This is a genomic window from Janthinobacterium sp. SUN137, assembly GCF_030587265.1.
GTDB classification, from domain to species: domain Bacteria; phylum Pseudomonadota; class Gammaproteobacteria; order Burkholderiales; family Burkholderiaceae_D; genus Janthinobacterium; species Janthinobacterium kumbetense.
The window spans coordinates 1,142,178-1,159,762 of record NZ_JAPWHZ010000002.1; the positions used below are offsets into that span (position 1 = coordinate 1,142,178).

The window sequence follows — 17,585 nt, forward strand, 5'->3', positions numbered from 1 at the left end:
TTTAATTTTCCGCCGTGACGGCTATACCGCCCGGCACGAAGCTGACCCGGCCATCGCGGTAACGCACCAGCACCACCACCTTGGCATCCATCAATTGACCGTGCTGCACGGCCGGCAGATAGGTCCAGCGCTGCACGCTATCGAGCAGCGCCTTGTTGAGCATGGGTTCCATCGGCAATTCCGCTGTCGCAAGCGTCAGGCTGCCATCGGCGGCAATCGACAGGATCAAGCGGTTTTCGCCCGTCGCGTGCTTTGCATCGAGCACGCCGTAATCGACCGTCGTCATCGTCTCGCGCTGCACGCCGCCGACCTGGTCACGCAGCGGCGGCATGGCCTGGAGTTTTTGCGCCAGCAGCACGCCATCGGCCAGCGTCTTGTCCCAGCGTTTCTGGTAGGCGCCCGGTTGGGCCAGGCGCAACACCCTGGCGGTCAGGTCCATGCGCTGCATCGTGCGCGCGACGCCATTGTCGGCCGGCTCGCCCGGGTCGGCCGGCAAGGCGTTCTGCACGGCATAACGGTAAGCCGTCAACCGCGCCAGCGCCACCAGATTGACGGCGTCGCGCTCGTCGCCGCCGCGCAGCTGTGCAGCAGCCGCGATGCCCAGCCAGGCCGTGCCATCGGTCGGGCGCGCCCACACGGCTTGCTCGAAGTACTGGCGCGCCGCCTGCGGTTCGTTCACGCTCAGGTGCATGCGGCCCATGGCCGCCGCCACCAGATGGTCGCGCGGGTTCGCTTGCAGCAGATCAAGATAGTTGGCGACCAGCGCCGGCTGATAGCCGGGCACCCAGCCCAGGCCTTCCAGCAACGAGGCGCGCAGCTGCGCCTGCGTGCGGTCGCCGCCGTAGCCGGACTGCTTTTCTTCGCCGGCCCGGTACAGCAGTTGCAAGCCGCGCGTGACGGCGTCATCGTCGCCCTTGGTGACGGCTTGCGACAGGCTGCGCACGGCCTTGCGCGCATCGGACGGCTGGAAACCTGTCGCCTTGCGCGGGCGCCAGCGAAATACTTCCAGGCCAGCCGCCTGGTCGGCTTGCGCCTGCAAGTTGGCCTTGTCCTTGACTTCATCGGACGACGAGGTCCAGGCCGTAAAGCCGATCAGGAACAGCACGATCAAGAGCACCACCACGGCCCAGCCCTTGCCCGTGATGCCGCCGCCCGCGTTGCCCGCCACATTGCCGGCCACATTGCCGGCCCAGTTCGCAGCGGGAATGGCGACGGGCGCCTGCCCCGGCGCCGTGCGGCGCGCGCTGCGCTGCGGCGGCTGTTGCAGTTGCATCTGCTGCGCCTGCACGGACGCTTGCGCGGCCGCACCGATGACCTTGTCGCGCGCGCAGGCCGCACAGCCCAGGCCCGCAAAATGCTGGTGTTCGGGATGCGCGGCACACACGACGAGCTTGCCCCCGCTGCGCTGCGCATAGCCGCGCAGCAACTGCGCCCAGTCGGCCGCCGCGGGCCGCTGGGTTTTCGGCGACTGGGAAAACGCGCGGTCGAACATGGCGCGCAATTCGGGCGGCATCAGCGCATGGCCGCTGGTGGCGTTCGGCGCCAGCTGCTTGTGGCGCTTCACGCCGTACGCGTAGCAGCCGTCGCGGATGCGGCCGGGAATGTCGGTCGCCACTTGCGCATTGCCGGGCCGCCCGCTGTACGGGTGGATGCCGAAGTTGAGCAACTGGAAGATGATGACGGCCAGGGCGAAGCGGTCTTGCGCCATTTCCGTGCCCGCCGACATGCCCTTGCGCTGGAATTCCGGCGCCAGGTAGTCGGCCGTGAATTGCTCGGCAGGAAATCGCTCCGCATGGCCCTGGATGCTGAAGCCGTCGCAATCGAGCATGGCGATGTACAGCGAATCGCGGTAAAAGCGCAGGTTCACGGGTTTCAGATCGACCACGTAATGCTGCTGCTGGTGCAGCGCATCGATGACGGCGGCCAGGTTGGCGGCCAGGGTCAGCTTGGGACCGAGTCCCGTGGGCAATCCTGCCGCGCGCGCCTGGCGCTCCTGCATGATCTGTTCCAGCTCGGCCGTCTGCGCCATGTCCAGCAAGGGCATGACGAAACCGGCAAAGCCGCCCTGGCCATCGAACACGGCCGCTTGCGGCCAGGCGATCTGGACGTAGCGCTTGCCGTTTTCCACTTGATCGGGCAGCTCGGGCGACAATTCCAGCATCGCTTCGAGCTTGCGCCGGTTGGCGGCCCGGTCCAGGTGCGGGTGGTATAGCTTGGCAACCTGCGCGGGCGCGCCCGGCAACAGGTACACGCTGCCCGCGCCGCCGCTCTTGACGAGTTTGCCCAGGATCAAACTGCGCACTTTATCCAGCCATATTTTTCCACCCGGACTCAGGCCGGGTGTCACGCCTTGCTTCCGGCTCATGCGCGCAAGGCCAGCAGCAGGGTCTTGTCGTCGCCCGTGATCTGGTGCGTGCGCGGGTCGGCCAGGGTGGACGCCAGCGCCGTATTGCCCAGCTCGATACTTTCGACCGTGCGCAGATAGCCTTGCACGGCATCCATGAACGGCGCGTACAAGCCCCCATTGTTCTTGCTCATGGCAAAGGGCATGCAGCCATCCGACATCAGCACCACGCCGCGCGCGGACTGGGGAATCGGCAACAGGCGCAGCTGTTCACGCCAGCGCTCGCCGCTGATGAAATATGTTTCGTTGGCGTATTCGCCGTTGGCGGGCAACGAGATGAGTTCGCCGCCATCGCCCAGTTGCGCCACGCCCAGGCCGTCGCCCAGGTGGAAGAAAAAGCCTGTATCTTGCCCCATGACCACGCCGACGACGGTGGCAGCGTAGTCGTCGAGGGTGGCGTTGGCGGCGCGGGCGATGTCGTCCAGCGCGGCGCGGATCTGCGCCAGGGTGCCCGCGAGCGCGCCGTCATGCAAATCCTGCACGGTGGCGCCCTGCTCCAGCCGTCCGGCCAGCGCCTGCACGGTTTGCGTTGCAACAAACTGCGCGCCCTGCTCGCTGAGCTTGGCCGAACCGGCGCCATCGCAGACGATGGCGACCAGCACGTCGTTCACGACGGCGTGCGCGTGCGCATCCTGGCAAGCGATGTCTTTATCCAGGTGCGCCTTGCCCGTGACGGAGGCGCCGAACACGCGCCAGATATTCTGTACTGCAGTCATGGATCAGCGGGCTTTCACGTATTCACGACCGACCAGCCGTCCGTCGAGGCCAGCTGGGCCTGCGCACCGGGACGCGATTGCGACACCACTTGCATGCTGGCGCTCAGCCACAGGAACAGTTCGCGGAACTGCAAGCCCTTCAGCTGCTTCACGCCCCGTTCGCCACGGCTGGAGAATTCGCCCAAGGAATCGATATTTGCATGGTCGCCCACGGCGATGGGGAAGATCGCCACTTTATTCGCCTGCTCGGCCGCGCGCGCCTGTTCGGCACCATGCTGCCAGCGGTCCGTCGGTTCGCCGTCCGACATCAAAAACAGCCACGGCCGCGTGTACGCCACGCCTGCCTGGCGGAAACGCTGCTTTTCCTGCTCGATTTCCGCCAGCGCCAGTTCCACGGCCGCGCCGGTCGGCGTCGTGCCGTTCGCTTCCAGACGAGGCGCCGTGAAATCCATGGCGTCGCACCAGTTGCTGGCGACGACCGCCTCATCGTGGGCGCCATACTGAATCACCAGGATGCGCACGCGCTTGGCGGCGATCACGTCGGATTTCAATTCCTGTTCCAGCAAGGCCAGGCCTTCGTTCAGCAGCGAGACGGGTTCGCCATCCATGCTGCCGGAGCAGTCCAGCACGAGCACCAGCGGCGTGCGTTGTTCGGTATTGTCGACCAGGGCGACGTCGGGGATCATTATGGAAGTCATGTAATTTTGATAGAGTTGCGAAATAGCCTAGCCCCGAAGCTTACCCTATGGATATGTTTTCCATGCGTCCGATTGCTTGGGATTGCGCCATGCGCTATCAAAGTACTAATTTTCAGGGATTTTTTCACCCCTCCCCCAACGCGCGCCAGGCAAACTTGCTCTGAAAGCAACAACCTCGTACACTGCGCCATTCAGGTCGCCCGGCAACGGCCAAACAAGCAAACTTGATGATGACACCGATCGCCAACCTGGAAGCGCTGGAAGAATTCCTGGGAGAAAAACTGGACCCGTACGATGCTGGGCCGCCAATCGCGCATCCAGGGCTGCGGCTGTCGCAGGTGTGCAGGCAGGTGGCGCTGGAAATCCGCAACGGCAACGCCACTGCCGTGCGCGTCGCCGTCCAGATACTGACAAAAGATCCTGGCATGCCTTTCGGCAAACTCATCAAGAGCGGTTTCGCCAGGGCGTTAAAGCAACGTGCCGAGCTGCTGTCCGAGAGGCAGCGACGTGTCTTGACAGCAAAAACCGTTGCGTTGCTGGAACTCGAATTCTGTCCGCGAGAAACAGAAGATTATTGCAAATTAATTAAAAAATTTGATCCAGGCGAGTTGCTCGCGAGGATAGAGGATGTCCGCGTCACGGACGCGAAATCGCGCATGCTGCTGCAAAGCCTGATAGCCGACGGTGTGCGACGTACAGCCGCAGGTTAACAGCACTATTCCCAGATGATTTCCAAGGGCACGCCCGGCTCCAGCTCCGCCTCCTTGCCGGAAAGCGGATATTTTCGATGCCCCAGCGAGTATTTGGTCACGAAGACTTTATAGCTGCCATCGTGAAGAAAATGCACGACGAACCGGCCCGCATCGGCGGGAGCATACTTCGGCACCGGCACGGTTTGTTCCACGCGGATATCCTTGCCGTTTTTTACCGTATACATGACGACGGCCGCCTGCATCCCCGGCTTCCATGCCGCCGGTATCGAAAGGCAGCAAGTGTCTCCTCCGCCACCCTCGCCAGGAGCAAGATAACCGGCCTCCGCCGACGAACCATCGGCCAGTGTCACCATATAACTGCCGACGCCATGCTCGCCATGGTTGTAGGCCGTCAGGCTCACGGCGATTTGTCGTTCACTCCTCGCACAGCCGGCATTCAAAAGCGACAAGACCATGCACACGAAGCAGGCGGCATATTTACTTTTCGAGAAAAATATCATTTAGCCCTCAATCCAGCCAGTTATGACAGGGAATTTCATGTGCATGCAACCTCTGCCACGCAGCGTCTTCACTCCCAGATAATTTCAATGGGAACGCCGCGCTCCAATTGTGCCTCTGTTCCGGAAAGCGGGTATTTCCGATGGCCGAGCAGGTATCGGGTGACAAACACCTTGTATTTGCCGTTGCGCAGAAAATGCACGACGAACCGGCCAGCATCGGCGGGAGCATACTTCGGCACCGGCACGGTTTGTTCCACGCGGATATCCTTGCCATTCTTGATGGTATGCATGACGATATTTGCCGTCATTCCCGCTTGCCACACGCGGGGAATGGAAAGGCAGCACGTCAATCCGCCGCCGCCCTGGCCCGCGTCCAGATAGCCCGCCCCCGCAGTGGCGCCGTTCTGCAAGGTCACCTCATAGCTTCCCACCCCGTGATCGGTATGGTTGTAGCCGCTCAGATTCACCGTCAGCTCCCGGCTTTCCTTGCCCTGTGCGGCGTGCGGCAAGGCCGTGAACAGCCACAGGAAGCCGATCAGCACCGCTTTCATCGAAAAAAGATTCTTGACCATGGGATGCCCTCGGCAATCGCGTATGAATGACGCTGTCAATTCTGCATTGTTGTCACGCCTCGACGGTTGCCTATTTGCGTCTGCCGGTCGAGGTCATCGATTCCCGCATCGAGCGCGCGCTGCTGGTATTTGGCAACAAAAGCATTGAGCACGCGCGGCGGCGTGTCATTCGTTTCATCCGTGATCACGCGCCGCAGATGGCTGACCAGGTTGGCGGTATCGGCAGGCTTGACCTTGACCTGCCGCGCACCGCTGGAGGCGGGCGGCGCCGCCTTGTCGGCAGCCTGCGCCATGGGGTTGCCACCAATAAACGCCAGCGCCGCGCACAGGGCCAGCGCCGGGAGGGTCGTCGGGTAAGGCTGGCTTGGTTGCATAAGAACTTTCGCTAGGTGAATGGCATGCGACTCCCGCCCCATACTTGGAATTTATATTTTTGATAATTTTTTATTATATCGGGGAATTTTTTATCCAGGAGCACGATTGCATCGGCGGCGCCGCATTGCGGTGGCGCCGCGCATGTACTATCTTGATAGTTGCCCAGGACAGAAGGCAGCGACCTGCCCCTCCTCACAAAGGTGGGGCTGATCGCTGCGCAACACCGCCCTTACCCAGTTCCGCACCTGCACGCCTGCGGCACACTGATGTAATCAGGATTGGGGGCAAGCATGCACACAGGGACAGTCACCGCGGATGTGGGCAAACTGATCGGCGCCATGTACGACTCGGCCTGCGGCACGGGCGACTGGCCGCAGCTCGACAACGCTGGACTGAACGGCCAGCAATGGCAGGAACTCTTGCCGCATCTGCAACGCGCACTGTGCCTGCAGCAACGCTTGCGCGAGGCGCAACTGGCCAGCCACTGCGCGCTGGCGGCGCTCGACGCCATGGGCGCGGCCGTGCTGGTGCTCGATGGCAACCTCGCCTTGCGCTTCGCCACCCCCGCCGGACATGCCCTGCATGCGGCGCAACTGGAACACGCGGCCCCGCCCGCCTTGGTGCGCGCCGTGCGCCTGGTGATCGCCAGCGCCGGTGGCGCTACGCAATGCCAGTCGCTGCGCCTGCCGCGCAAGCAGCAAGCGCCGCTGGCCCTGACTGTCACCCCGCTTGCCGATTGCCAGCCCACCTGCGCCCTGCTGATCGCGCGCGACCCCACGAAAACGTGCACGTCTGTCCCTGCCTTGCGCCAACTGTTTGATTTGACGCAAGCCGAGGCGCAAGTGGGCAAGGCGCTGGCGCAGGGAGCCACCATCGAAGAAATCGCCGAACAGGGCGGCATCAGCGTCAACACCGTCAAGACGCATCTGCACCACACCTATTTAAAGACGGATACGCGGCGCCAGGGCGAGCTGATCGCCCTGATCCACGGCGCCACGGCGCACCTGGCCGTACTCGATGCATGAGGCCGTGTCATCTGATCGGATGATGCGCGGCGCATGTTGCCTGCCTACACTGGCAAGACCGGCAGCCCGCGCCTTGCCAGTGTGACAGCAGCGCTTGCGGACCAGCCGGTTCGGTTTCCCTGTCACCCACATCAACATCGCCGCGCCGGCAGCGGACGGCACCACAGTTCAAGGATGGGTAAAGAAATGAAAACATGGATATTGGCCGGCACCCTGGGCGTCTGCGCCCTGCTGGCAAATGCGCAAACGCTCCCCGACAACCAGACCGTCGTCGTTCCCGGCGGACGCCTGCAAACGATCGAATTGCCGGCACACAGACATTTCATGAGTGCGGAAAGTTTTGCCCCGTTCCGCGGCGGCTATGAGCTGTCGAATGGGCAAGTGCTCTACCTGCGCAATGCGGGCAACATCGGCGCCATCATGTACGCGCGCATCAATGACCAGGAAGAACACCGCATCGTCGCCACCGGCAGCGACAGCTTCGTGGCGCTCGACCAGCAGCTGGCCATGCGCATCGACTTGCGCGACGACGGCAGCGTGGGCGGCGAAGTGCTGATGCGGGTACCGGCCGAAAAACTGGCCAGCGGCGAAATTGTGCCCGCCCATGTGCAAAGCATGAGCCTGGCATCGCGTTAGGGCGGCAAGCCGCATGCCGCATGGGTGACAGCCATGAGCAAACAGTATTCTGTGCAACAGCAAAACGCGCTGACCCAGGCCGCCATCAAGCAGACGGCGGCTTGGTGGCGCGCCCGCCCCCTGCCCGACGCCTTGCGCCAGTGCGCGGCCAGCCATGGCGTGGCGCTGGGCACGGCCCTCATGCTCGACCTGAAACTGGCCTGCCCCGGCATGCCCGCCGTGTACGGCAAGCTGCTGAGCGCCGATGGCCACTTCATTCATTTCGAGATGGACCTGGACGACGACTTGCGCCCCCTGCCCGGCAGCGTGGCGTGGGACGACATCAGCGCCGGCTACGACCTGGCCGCTCACAAACGGGGCACGGGCGTGGGCTATGGCGTGCTGTGCAAGAAGGTGTTGCAGGAATTGAATCGCGGTGCGTGCTAGCGGAACCGCCGCCGGTGCATGCTATGATCGGCGCCCCGTTCATGAGACAAATGGTAACGCTACATGCAGCATCCATCCGGCAACAACCCGATCCCGGCGCTGCTGCGCCGCGTCCTGCGCCTGCTGGCCTGGCCCTTGCTGGCCCTGGTCAGCGCCGCCTGCACCAGCACCACGCGCCATCCTGCCAGCGAGCCCACGCAAGTCATCCTGCGCTTTACCTTTGACGATGGCAAGCCGATGCGGCATGAAGATCACATGGTCATGGCGCGCCAGGAAACGTATACCAAGTACTGCAGCAAGATAGGCAGCACCACTGTCTGCGATGTCGGCATCGATATACTGTATGCAAGCGCCGACGCGCCGCTCGATGCCACTGGCGAAGTGCGCGTCACCCTGCGTTCGACCGGCCCCATCGGCGACCTGCCGACCGAACGCTGCATCAATGGCAAGTCCTACCTCTTTAATTCCGGCGACTGGATACGCGGTCCGTTTCACCAAGGGCAGGTGATCGAGATCCGCTACAAGATAAGTCCATTGAAGATGGCATGCCCGAGGTCGGAGAGCGCACCGCCGTGGTGGGACAAGGATTAAGCTAGCCTGGCGCTTACTGCAGCTCGAACTCCGCCGGAGTCAAGCCCAGCTCGCGCGCGATCTTGCTGGCCACGCGTTGCTCGTTAGCATCGAAATTGCCGTCCGACGAAGCGACGGCGATAATCATGCGCACCAGCAAGCGCGACGCCTCCACATTCGACTTCATCTTGCCCAGCGCCTGATACGCCTTGGCTTCGCCGATATCCTTGTCGAACTCCAGCTGGCCGACATATTCCTGGAAAGCCTTGATCACGTCCGTGGTGGTAAACACGGACAGCGCGTCATTGCTTTCAATAAACTTCACCATCTTCTGCTTCTCTTCCGCACTGACGCTGCCGTCGGCCATGGCGATCAGGGCCGATCCCGCCATCGCGGCATTCAGGAAATCCTTGTTCTTGTACTTCAGTGCCTCGGTTTTCAGTTCGCTGGCTTTGCTCTTCAGTTTGGACAGAAAGGAATCGAAACTCATGGTGTACCTCCGGGTTGGTTGGTGCATATCGAGCGGCAAGTCTTGCCGCCACCTGGGATAGTTGAGGGTGCAAGCTTGAAATACAAGCAAGGGACGAGCAACAAGCACGCCACTGAGCGCGCCGCGTTTGCCGATCGCCATGCCTTGCCCTCAAAAACAACTGCAATCCAACACCAATTGAGCCACAAGCAACGTTAAATAATTTTCAGTTGAAAAATAAGTAACTTCGTGGCAGCATGGTATAACATTTTTTCATATAGCAAGGTATTCATGGGCATGCAGTTACTTTCGATTCTTAGCTTGACGATTATTATCCATATAATCAGCAGTTACTTACTTCTAAGCGCTGCTGGCATTCGCCCACACTGCATACCATAATTAATGATTTTTTGATAGACAATACATCTTCCTGCAAACATCAATTAGTTACTAGTAAGGTGCATTAAGAAATATTAATAAAATTAATAAATTTCACCAGCGCAAGACAACAACTTTTTTCATTGAAAAAGATTTCAATTTTAAAACTCCTTAAAAAACCGAATCCAGATCACATAAAATTTTCACTCAATCAGTTAAAAACACAAAAAATTAAAGATATCTTAATATCATAAAATTATGAAGTTGAAATTCAGATAAAACAATAAAACATACCAAGAAATTAATATTATAAGGTTTCTTTACAATTATTATTTATTAAGATGCACGAAATATTTTTTCAACCGCAAAATATTTAAGGATCCACTTCATGACAAGACTACATCGACTTCCTGCAGTTCAACCTCTTAGTAAAATTCTTCCATCAGGAACCGAAGGCGGGAAAGAATTTAGTCGAATAATTGGCCTTTTACTTTTTAATGATGAACGAATAAATGACATACATTTTAATCTTTTCGATGATTCGTCTGGCGACTATGAAGGCCTTGATAGCTATTCAAGTAAATCAAAATCCAAAGAGGTAATTGGTTATCAATATAAATTTTTCAGTTCACCATTTACAGATTCTCATCGACAACAAATAAAATTATCTATTGAAAATTCAATTGCACGATCAAAAAACCTCACATTAAAAAAATGGGTACTTGTTACGCCAGATGATCTAAAAAATGCTGCTCTTCGAAAGGAGGGAGGAGATGTGGTTTGGTTTGACAACTTAAGAGAGAAATATAAGGACATTTTCGAAATAGAACACTTGGGGCATAGTAAATTACAGTCACTTTTTATGCAAACGCAGTATTTGTGTTTATTTTACTATCCAGAATTAATACCGTCTGGCATTTCTCGAAGAAAAAGCATTAATGAACTGAGAATTCAGTATGATGAAAACATGAGTCGTAAATACGGGAAAATTGAATTTGTAGGAATGTCAATCTACAAAGAGGAAGCATCGCAAAGAATACCACTAGAAAATATCTATATTCCTCTTTCTGTTGTATCCGAACGAGAAACTGACGAAAACGAAGATACTCCAAGAATTAGCCCAACGAAATTTCTGATACCCGGATCAAAAACGGTAATTTTAGGCGACCCAGGATCGGGGAAATCCACAATGATGGCTTTCTTAGCATTGGTCGGAAAAAATAAGGCACTACAATCACGTTGCAATTTCGCAGAAGATATACGACTACCTATATTCATTACATTACGTAGATATGCTGATGAGTTAAAGTCAAGAAAAAACCTCCCACTATTAGACTATATACTAGAAGTCGCCATAGCTGATTTTACGATGAATTCGCTAGAAAAATCTTTTTATGAATATTATATAGAAAGTGGCCAAGCTATAGTTTTATTTGATGGCCTAGACGAACTTCCAAGTGGCGATTTTAAAATTACCATCAAGCAAAGAATTGATTCATTTGCAAAGAACTACCCGGAAAATACAATCATCATAACATCTAGATTGATTGGTTATGATGGAGAAATGAGATTTGATGCTCAATACGATCATTTCAGAATGGCAAAACTAAAAGAAAGTGAAATTGAGAAATTTATTTTAGATTGGTACACCATAAGAACAAATGACACCGATGAGAGAAATAGAAATTCATCAGATCTTATTCGAGTCATAAAACACCAAGATAATGAGTCAATTCGAGCCTTGGCAACAAATCCGCTATTATTGACCATAGTGGCATTGGTTCATCGAATTGATGCAGTACTTCCAGATCAACGAGTTGTGCTTTATCAAAAATGCACGGAAACATTATTAAATACTTGGTATAAGGCAAAACGACGTGATGAGGAGATAGTAAAAGGTCGTATCGAAAGAAGAAATAGGCTAAGAGTGGAGGCTATAGCTTATTGGATGCATAAAGAGAGTCTAGGAAATGAAGGTCGCTCTGTTGCACCAAAGGAAGAAATACTTAACTTCTTAAAAAATTACATATTGACAAATGAGAAAATAAGAGAAAATGAAGTTCCAGCTGAGGATCAGGCTGAAATTTTCCTTGATTTTATAAAAAACTCTGCTGGGCTATTAATCGAAGTTGGAGATGAGCTATACAGCTTTATACATTTAACATTTCAAGAATATCTCTGCGCGACATACCTTTCAACTTTTGGTGAGATTGGTGGAACGCAAACAATTTGGGATGAGTTAGAAGGCGACCTTCAAAATCCGAGATGGAGAGAAGTCGTAAGATTATTGGTAGCAAGTTTAAAATCAACTAGCGCTCAAAATTTTTTCATTGAAAAAATACTTATAAAACAAAAAGAACTGGCTAGTAAGGATTCCACCCTACTACTAATCGGCCTACTCAGAGATGCGATAGAGCCTGCTGAAGATAAATCTCGAGAAATAATTCAACAGTCTATTGAAACACTACAATTACTAAATGAAGAAAATGACATTCGCGTTATAGAGAGAGCATTGCTAAATTGGACTTCAAAAACACAAGAAAACCTAAATACTACAACATCTGTGTTTGATGAGATATTTAGTAAGGCAAACTCAGAAAAAAAAATTACCCTCGCCTTAATACGCCCTACTATTGGAATAGGACAATTTTCAAACGAACAGAAAATAACAATATCAAAAATCAAAGGACATACAAATGAAGTTAATTTATTACGTTCTTTTGTTTTTTCCCCGGCAGAAAAAACAAAACGTAAGAAGCAAAATGAAAAAGTTAACTTATTAAGTCTTAATTGGGCGCTCATACGTCCGGAATCAAATGCAGCTTCGGCTATTATATTTTGCTCATCAAATCTACTTGACGACATAGATGTGGCAAAAAAATTATTAACTCGTGAGATTGCGCTACTATGCATAGCAGCACATGGCCCCCACTATGACAACGGATTAAACTTAGCCTCTATTGCATATGCAGACACTGAAATCCATTCCGCATTAAAAAAATCCCTAAAGAACTCATTATCGAATAAAAGAAAAACAAAAAGGAGATCCACAAACAAAGAATTATCAAAATTGTTTGAGAATTTCATTACACTAAATCATCCGGAATGCTTAATAGGAAATGAAAACAATAATTACAATTTATCAGATATTATTTCTGAAGAATTAGAACGCAGGACTAACGAAATTGAAATTCCATATGAAATAGCTCATATGGCACGCATCTCTCATGATAAAGACGAAATTGCAGAACTTGAAAGTATTAGAGAAATATTTTTACAGAAAATCAACACGAATCCTGCTATGTATTGGCAAATGTTACAATCCTCAAAAATTTTCTCCTCTTTATTCATTAGTGGCATTCAAAATTCATTTGACATTATAAATATCTCACACTGGAATGAAGCATTGTCGGAAACCCTAACCAAATCCATACCGGAAACCATAAGTTATTTTTTCAATCATACTGAGTGGGACGCAGTGATAAAAAGACTAGAAGAAAAATCTGAAGATATAAAAGATATTTATTTTTCAGCCTGGCTTATTCTTTTCGACGTATGGATATGGCTGACAGATGGGTACAAGGACGAGAAAGAATCACCAATCTATAGGTTATTAACTTTATCGAGAGAAATTAACCACCCAATAATTATTTTTGCATTACAAATGCGTCTATCACTAATAAACAAGAAACATTTAGAAATTATTAATTCCATTTACATAGAAACGAGTCAAGACCTTAATGAAATATTAACTTCGGCAGGCTGGCCATTAACTAAAAATAGTTTCGACAAAATACAAAAGAAGATTCGTGTATAACTAAGAATACAATTTCACCGTTTATACATCGATAAGATCAAAAAAAGCCGCTGTCTCCCGACAGCGGCTTTCTCATTTCTACCCCAGCAGCAGCGCCTTGAACTCCAGCGCTGCACTGCAAGCGAACTAATTACCCCACAAACTTCCGCGCATTCCTGAACATGCGCATCCACGGCGAATCCTCGCCCCATGCTTCAGGGTGGTAGGACTGCTGCACGCTGCGGAACACGCGCTCCGCGTGTGGCATCAGCACGGTGAAGCGGCCGTCTGGCGTGGTGACGGAGGTGATGCCTTCCGGCGAGCCGTTCGGGTTGTACGGATACGCTTCGGTAGCAAAGCCCTTGTTGTCGACGAAGCGCATGGCTTTGGTGACCTGGGTGATGTCGCCCGTTTGCGAGAAGTCGGCGTAGCCTTCGCCGTGGGCGATGGCGATGCCTGCCTGGGTGCCGGCCATGCCGTTGAAGAAGATCGATGGGGAATCCATCACTTCGACCATGGCAAAGCGGCCTTCGAATTTCTCCGACTTGTTGCGCGTGAATTTAGGCCAGGCGTGGGCGCCGGGGATGATGGATTTCAGATTGCTCATCATCTGGCAGCCGTTGCAGATACCGAGGCCGAAGCTGTCCGTGCGGTTGAAGAAGCGCGCGAACTGTTCCGCCAGGCTGGCGTTGAACAGAATCGTCTTCGCCCAGCCTTCGCCCGCGCCCAGCACGTCGCCGTACGAGAAGCCGCCCACGGCGATGACGCCCTGGAAGTCGTCCAGCTTGACGCGGCCGGCAATCAGGTCGCTCATGTGCACGTCGACAGCCGTGAAGCCTGCCTGGTGCATCACGTAGGCCGTCTCGATGTGCGAGTTGACGCCCTGCTCGCGCAGGATGGCGACACGGGGACGCACGCCCGTGGCGATGAATGGCGCGGCGATGTTCTCGTTCTGGTCGAAGGTGACGATCGGCGACATGCCCGGATCTTGCACGTCCAGCAGGCGGTCGTATTCGGCGTCCGCGCAGGCCGGATTGTCGCGCAGGCGGGCGATGCGCCAGCTCGTTTCGCTCCACAGGCGGTGCAGGTCGGCGCGCGGCTGGGTGTAGATCAGCTTGGCGTCGCGCGTGAATTCGATCACGTCGCGGTCGTTCAATTTGCCGATGATATGGCTGCAGGCGCCCAGGTTGAAGGTGCGCAGCACGTCCATGACGAGCGACTTTTCTTCGGCGCGCACCTGGATCACGGCGCCCAGCTCTTCGCTGAACAGGGCGCGCAGGGTCAGTTCGTTGCGGCGTTCCGCTACCTGGCCCGTCCAGTTCTTGGCGTCGCCCCAGTCGCTCGAGTGCTCGCCTTCCATGGTCAGCATGTCCAGGTTGACGGACATGCCCGTGTGGCCGGCGAAGGCCATTTCCGTCAGGGTGGCGTACAGGCCGCCGTCCGAACGGTCATGGTAGGCCAGCAGCTTGTCGTCGCTGTTGAGCTTTTGAATGGCGGCGAAGAAGCCTTTCAAGTCTTCCGCGCTGTCCACGTCCGGCGTTTCATTGCCCAACTGGCCCATGACTTGCGCCAGCGCAGATGCACCCAGGCGGTTCTTGCCGCGGCCCAGGTCGATCAGAATCAGCGACGTGTCGCCCTTGTCCGTCTTCAGCTGCGGCGTGAGCGACTTGCGCACGTCCGTCACCGGCGCGAACGAGGAGACGATCAGCGACACGGGCGAGGTGACGGATTTCGCCGCGCCCGTGCCCTCGTCTTTCCACGTCGTGCGCATCGACAGCGAATCCTTGCCGACGGGGATGCTGATGCCCAGCGCCGGGCACAGGTCCATGCCGACGGCTTTTACCGTGTCGTACAGGGCCGCGTCCTGGCCAGGCTGGCCGCAGGCGGCCATCCAGTTGGCGGACAACTTGATGTCGGAAATGTCGGCAATCGCCGCGGCGGCGATGTTGGTGACGGCTTCGCCCACGGCCATGCGGCCCGAGGCGGCTGCGTCGATGACGGCCAGCGGCGTGCGTTCGCCCATGGCCATCGCTTCGCCCAGGTAGCCTTCAAAGCTCATAGTGGTGACGGCGCAATCGGCCACCGGCACTTGCCATGGTCCCACCATCTGGTCGCGCACGGTCATGCCGCCCACGCTGCGGTCGCCGATGGTGATCAGGAAGGATTTGTCGGCCACGGTCGGCAGCAGCAGCACTTTTTGCGCTACATCAACCAGGTCCATGCCCGTCAAGTCGATGGCCGGGAAATCGTTGGCCACGTGGACCACGTCGCGCTGCATCTTGGGCGGCTTGCCCAGCAAGACGTCCATCGGCATGTCGACGGGCTCGTTGCCCAGTTCCGGGTCGATCAGCTTCAATTGACGCTCTTCGGTGGCCACGCCCACGGCGGCGAACAGGCAGCGTTCGCGTTCGCACATGGCTTTGAACAGCGGCAGGCTTTCCGGCGCGATGGCCAGAACGTAGCGTTCCTGCGATTCATTGCTCCAGATTTCCTTCGGCGCCATGCCCGATTCTTCCAGCGGCACTTTGCGCAGATCGAAAATCGCGCCGCGCTTGGCGTCGTTGGTGATTTCCGGGAACGCGTTCGACAAGCCGCCCGCACCCACGTCGTGGATGGAGATGATCGGGTTGTCCGCGCCCATTTGCCAGCAGGCGTTGATGACTTCCTGGGCGCGGCGTTCCATTTCCGGATTGCCGCGCTGGACGGAGTCGAAGTCCAGGTCGGCCGTGTTGCTGCCGGTGGTCATCGACGAGGCGGCGCTGCCGCCCATGCCGATGCGCATGCCCGGGCCACCCAGCTGCACCAGCAGGCTGCCGACGGGGATGTCGTTCTTGTGCGTGTGCTGCGCCGAGATATTGCCGATGCCGCCAGCGATCATGATCGGCTTGTGGTAGCCGAAGACGGCGTCTTTGTCCGTGCCGACGTTCTGTTCATACGTGCGGAAGTAGCCGCCCAGGACAGGACGGCCGAATTCGTTCGAGAACGCGGCGCCGCCCAATGGGCCTTCGATCATGATTTGCAGGGGAGAAGCGATGCGTTCCGGTTTGCCGTATTGATCTGCATCAGTACGCGCGGCCAATGGCGCCGTCACGGAAGCGGCCGTTTCCCAGCTGCGCACAGCATCCGGCAACGACAAATTCGATACGGTGAAACCCGTCAAACCGGCTTTCGGCTTGGCGCCGCGGCCCGTTGCGCCTTCGTCGCGGATCTCGCCGCCCGCGCCCGTGGAGGCGCCGGGGAATGGAGAGATGGCCGTCGGGTGGTTATGCGTTTCCACCTTCATCAGGGTGTGCGTCAGTTCGTTTGACGCCGCGTATTCGTGGCTGGCGCCGCGCGGGTAGAAGCGCGACACCGTGGCGCCTTCCATGATGGACGAGTTGTCGCTGTAGGCGACGACGGTGCCTTTCGGCTGCAGTTCATGCGTGTTCTTGATCATGCCGAACAGGGACTTGGGCTGCGCCACGCCGTCGATGGTCCAGTCGGCGTTGAAGATCTTGTGGCGGCAATGCTCGCTGTTCGCCTGCGCGAACATCATCAGTTCCACGTCCGTCGGGTTGCGGCCGGCCTTGGTGAAGGCGGCGTCCAGGTAGTCGATCTCGTCTTCCGACATCGCCAGGCCCAGTTCCGTGTTCGCCGTTTCCAGTGCGCGCTTGCCCTGCCCCAGCAAGTCGATCGATTCCAATGGACGTGCTTCCAGGGTGCGGAACAGGTCCTTGGCGTCGTCCGCGCTGCGCAGCACGGATTCCGTCATGCGGTCGTGCAGCAGGTCGGCCACGGCTTGCACTTGCTCGTCCGTCAGTTTGCCGGCACCGATGGCGCTGCCCAGGATGCCCGATTTCAGGTTGATGCGGAAAGCGATGCCGCGTTCGACGCGCTTGATGTGCGCCATGCCGCAGTTGTGCGCGATGTCGGTGGCTTTCGAAGCCCACGGCGAAATCGTGCCGAAACGGGGGATGACGAAGAATTCTTCGGCAGCGCCTTCCGTATTGTCAGCGTGGGCCGGCTCGCCGTACGTCAGCAAGGCGCCAAGGCGCGTGCTGTCGTCGTTGGTGAGAGGCGCGCTGGCATCGATGAAATGGACATAGCGTGCTTGCACGGCAACAATCGCAGGCGAAACGGCTTGCAGTTGGCTTAACAGACGGTGGCTACGGAAATGGGACAGGGCATTGGAACCCGGCAGTATCAACATGATTGGAAGGTGGTTGATGCAGCGTGGCTGCGGGTTAAAGGTAGGTATGACAATATCTTTCGTACGGCAAATTTCCTTTGCGCGCATTATACCCGTTTTACCCCTGCCTTATGACCGG

The 17,585-nt window shown here is 56.0% G+C and carries 14 protein-coding genes; 6 read left to right on the plus strand and 8 right to left on the minus strand.

Annotated elements, in window-relative coordinates; genetic code table 11:
• Position 1: 1 nt before the first annotated feature.
• Genes O3298_RS13320 through O3298_RS13330 form a run of 3 tightly spaced genes read right to left on the minus strand, consistent with a single transcriptional unit; the run spans position 2 to position 3,818 of the window.
• On the minus strand, positions 2–2,365 hold the full coding sequence (locus O3298_RS13320) for a hypothetical protein (protein ID WP_305059631.1): 2,364 nt from the start codon (positions 2,363–2,365) through the stop codon (positions 2–4).
• On the minus strand, positions 2,362–3,120 hold the full coding sequence (locus O3298_RS13325; protein ID WP_305059632.1) for a PP2C family serine/threonine-protein phosphatase: 759 nt from the start codon (positions 3,118–3,120) through the stop codon (positions 2,362–2,364). The genes O3298_RS13320 and O3298_RS13325 overlap by 4 nt, the downstream gene beginning before the upstream one ends.
• A 14-nt stretch (positions 3,121–3,134) precedes the next feature.
• Positions 3,135–3,818, minus strand: a complete 684-nt coding sequence (locus O3298_RS13330) for a VWA domain-containing protein (RefSeq protein ID WP_077404035.1) — start codon at positions 3,816–3,818, stop codon at positions 3,135–3,137.
• 227 nt (positions 3,819–4,045) lie between these two features.
• Between O3298_RS13330 and O3298_RS13335 the strand changes: the two genes are divergently transcribed.
• The gene (locus O3298_RS13335) at positions 4,046–4,528 is read left to right on the plus strand and encodes a hypothetical protein (protein ID WP_305059633.1); all 483 of its coding nucleotides are present in this window, start codon (positions 4,046–4,048) and stop codon (positions 4,526–4,528) included.
• A gap of 5 nt (positions 4,529–4,533) precedes the next feature.
• Here the strand turns inward: O3298_RS13335 and O3298_RS13340 are convergent, their stop codons facing one another.
• The 3 genes from O3298_RS13340 to O3298_RS13350 all read right to left on the minus strand — a co-directional run bounded on the left by O3298_RS13340 (position 4,534) and on the right by O3298_RS13350 (position 5,977).
• Entirely contained in the window at positions 4,534–5,031 is a 498-nt protein-coding gene (locus O3298_RS13340) for a DUF3304 domain-containing protein (protein ID WP_289915119.1), read from the minus strand.
• 68 nt (positions 5,032–5,099) lie between these two features.
• Entirely contained in the window at positions 5,100–5,603 is a 504-nt protein-coding gene (locus O3298_RS13345; RefSeq protein ID WP_305059634.1) for a DUF3304 domain-containing protein, read from the minus strand.
• A 35-nt stretch (positions 5,604–5,638) separates the two neighbouring features.
• The gene (locus tag O3298_RS13350) at positions 5,639–5,977 is read right to left on the minus strand and encodes a hypothetical protein (protein ID WP_305059635.1); all 339 of its coding nucleotides are present in this window, start codon (positions 5,975–5,977) and stop codon (positions 5,639–5,641) included.
• A 291-nt stretch (positions 5,978–6,268) separates the two neighbouring features.
• Between O3298_RS13350 and O3298_RS13355 the strand changes: the two genes are divergently transcribed.
• The 4 genes from O3298_RS13355 (at position 6,269) to O3298_RS13370 (ending at position 8,656) form a co-directional block, all read left to right on the plus strand.
• Positions 6,269–7,003 carry a helix-turn-helix transcriptional regulator gene (locus O3298_RS13355; protein ID WP_289915125.1) on the plus strand — a complete coding sequence of 245 codons (735 nt, stop codon included), beginning with the start codon at positions 6,269–6,271 and terminating at the stop codon, positions 7,001–7,003.
• Positions 7,004–7,189: 186 nt separating this feature from the next.
• On the plus strand, positions 7,190–7,639 hold the full coding sequence (locus O3298_RS13360) for a hypothetical protein (RefSeq protein ID WP_305059636.1): 450 nt from the start codon (positions 7,190–7,192) through the stop codon (positions 7,637–7,639).
• Positions 7,640–7,672: 33 nt separating this feature from the next.
• The gene (locus O3298_RS13365; protein ID WP_289898059.1) at positions 7,673–8,065 is read left to right on the plus strand and encodes a hypothetical protein; all 393 of its coding nucleotides are present in this window, start codon (positions 7,673–7,675) and stop codon (positions 8,063–8,065) included.
• Positions 8,066–8,128: 63 nt separating this feature from the next.
• Entirely contained in the window at positions 8,129–8,656 is a 528-nt protein-coding gene (locus tag O3298_RS13370; protein ID WP_099664125.1) for a hypothetical protein, read from the plus strand.
• 13 nt (positions 8,657–8,669) lie between these two features.
• Here the strand turns inward: O3298_RS13370 and O3298_RS13375 are convergent, their stop codons facing one another.
• Positions 8,670–9,125 carry a tellurite resistance TerB family protein gene (locus O3298_RS13375; RefSeq protein ID WP_211549426.1) on the minus strand — a complete coding sequence of 152 codons (456 nt, stop codon included), beginning with the start codon at positions 9,123–9,125 and terminating at the stop codon, positions 8,670–8,672.
• Between the two features lie 745 nt (positions 9,126–9,870).
• Here O3298_RS13375 and O3298_RS13380 point away from each other — a divergent pair.
• On the plus strand, positions 9,871–13,299 hold the full coding sequence (locus O3298_RS13380) for an NACHT domain-containing NTPase (protein WP_305059637.1): 3,429 nt from the start codon (positions 9,871–9,873) through the stop codon (positions 13,297–13,299).
• A gap of 130 nt (positions 13,300–13,429) precedes the next feature.
• On the opposite strand, the gene purL is transcribed toward O3298_RS13380, so the two are convergent.
• Complete coding sequence (gene purL / locus O3298_RS13385; protein WP_305059638.1) at positions 13,430–17,467, minus strand: phosphoribosylformylglycinamidine synthase; 4,038 nt, start codon at positions 17,465–17,467, stop codon at positions 13,430–13,432.
• Positions 17,468–17,585: the final 118 nt, after the last annotated feature.

Excerpts from the sequence above, each read along its gene's own strand:
- O3298_RS13350 (WP_305059635.1), bottom strand. The coding sequence starts at position 5,977 with ATGCAACCAAGCCAGCCTTACCCGACGACCCTCCCGGCGCTGGCCCTG.
- O3298_RS13360 (WP_305059636.1), top strand. The coding sequence starts at position 7,190 with ATGAAAACATGGATATTGGCCGGCACCCTGGGCGTCTGCGCCCTGCTG.
- O3298_RS13365 (WP_289898059.1), top strand. The coding sequence starts at position 7,673 with ATGAGCAAACAGTATTCTGTGCAACAGCAAAACGCGCTGACCCAGGCC.
- O3298_RS13335 (WP_305059633.1), top strand. The coding sequence starts at position 4,046 with ATGATGACACCGATCGCCAACCTGGAAGCGCTGGAAGAATTCCTGGGA.
- O3298_RS13355 (WP_289915125.1), top strand. The coding sequence starts at position 6,269 with ATGCACACAGGGACAGTCACCGCGGATGTGGGCAAACTGATCGGCGCC.
- purL (WP_305059638.1), bottom strand. The coding sequence starts at position 17,467 with ATGTTGATACTGCCGGGTTCCAATGCCCTGTCCCATTTCCGTAGCCAC.
- O3298_RS13370 (WP_099664125.1), top strand. The coding sequence starts at position 8,129 with ATGCAGCATCCATCCGGCAACAACCCGATCCCGGCGCTGCTGCGCCGC.
- O3298_RS13375 (WP_211549426.1), bottom strand. The coding sequence starts at position 9,125 with ATGAGTTTCGATTCCTTTCTGTCCAAACTGAAGAGCAAAGCCAGCGAA.
- O3298_RS13320 (WP_305059631.1), bottom strand. The coding sequence starts at position 2,365 with ATGAGCCGGAAGCAAGGCGTGACACCCGGCCTGAGTCCGGGTGGAAAA.
- O3298_RS13345 (WP_305059634.1), bottom strand. The coding sequence starts at position 5,603 with ATGGTCAAGAATCTTTTTTCGATGAAAGCGGTGCTGATCGGCTTCCTG.
- O3298_RS13380 (WP_305059637.1), top strand. The coding sequence starts at position 9,871 with ATGACAAGACTACATCGACTTCCTGCAGTTCAACCTCTTAGTAAAATT.
- O3298_RS13340 (WP_289915119.1), bottom strand. The coding sequence starts at position 5,031 with ATGATATTTTTCTCGAAAAGTAAATATGCCGCCTGCTTCGTGTGCATG.
- O3298_RS13325 (WP_305059632.1), bottom strand. The coding sequence starts at position 3,120 with ATGACTGCAGTACAGAATATCTGGCGCGTGTTCGGCGCCTCCGTCACG.
- O3298_RS13330 (WP_077404035.1), bottom strand. The coding sequence starts at position 3,818 with ATGACTTCCATAATGATCCCCGACGTCGCCCTGGTCGACAATACCGAA.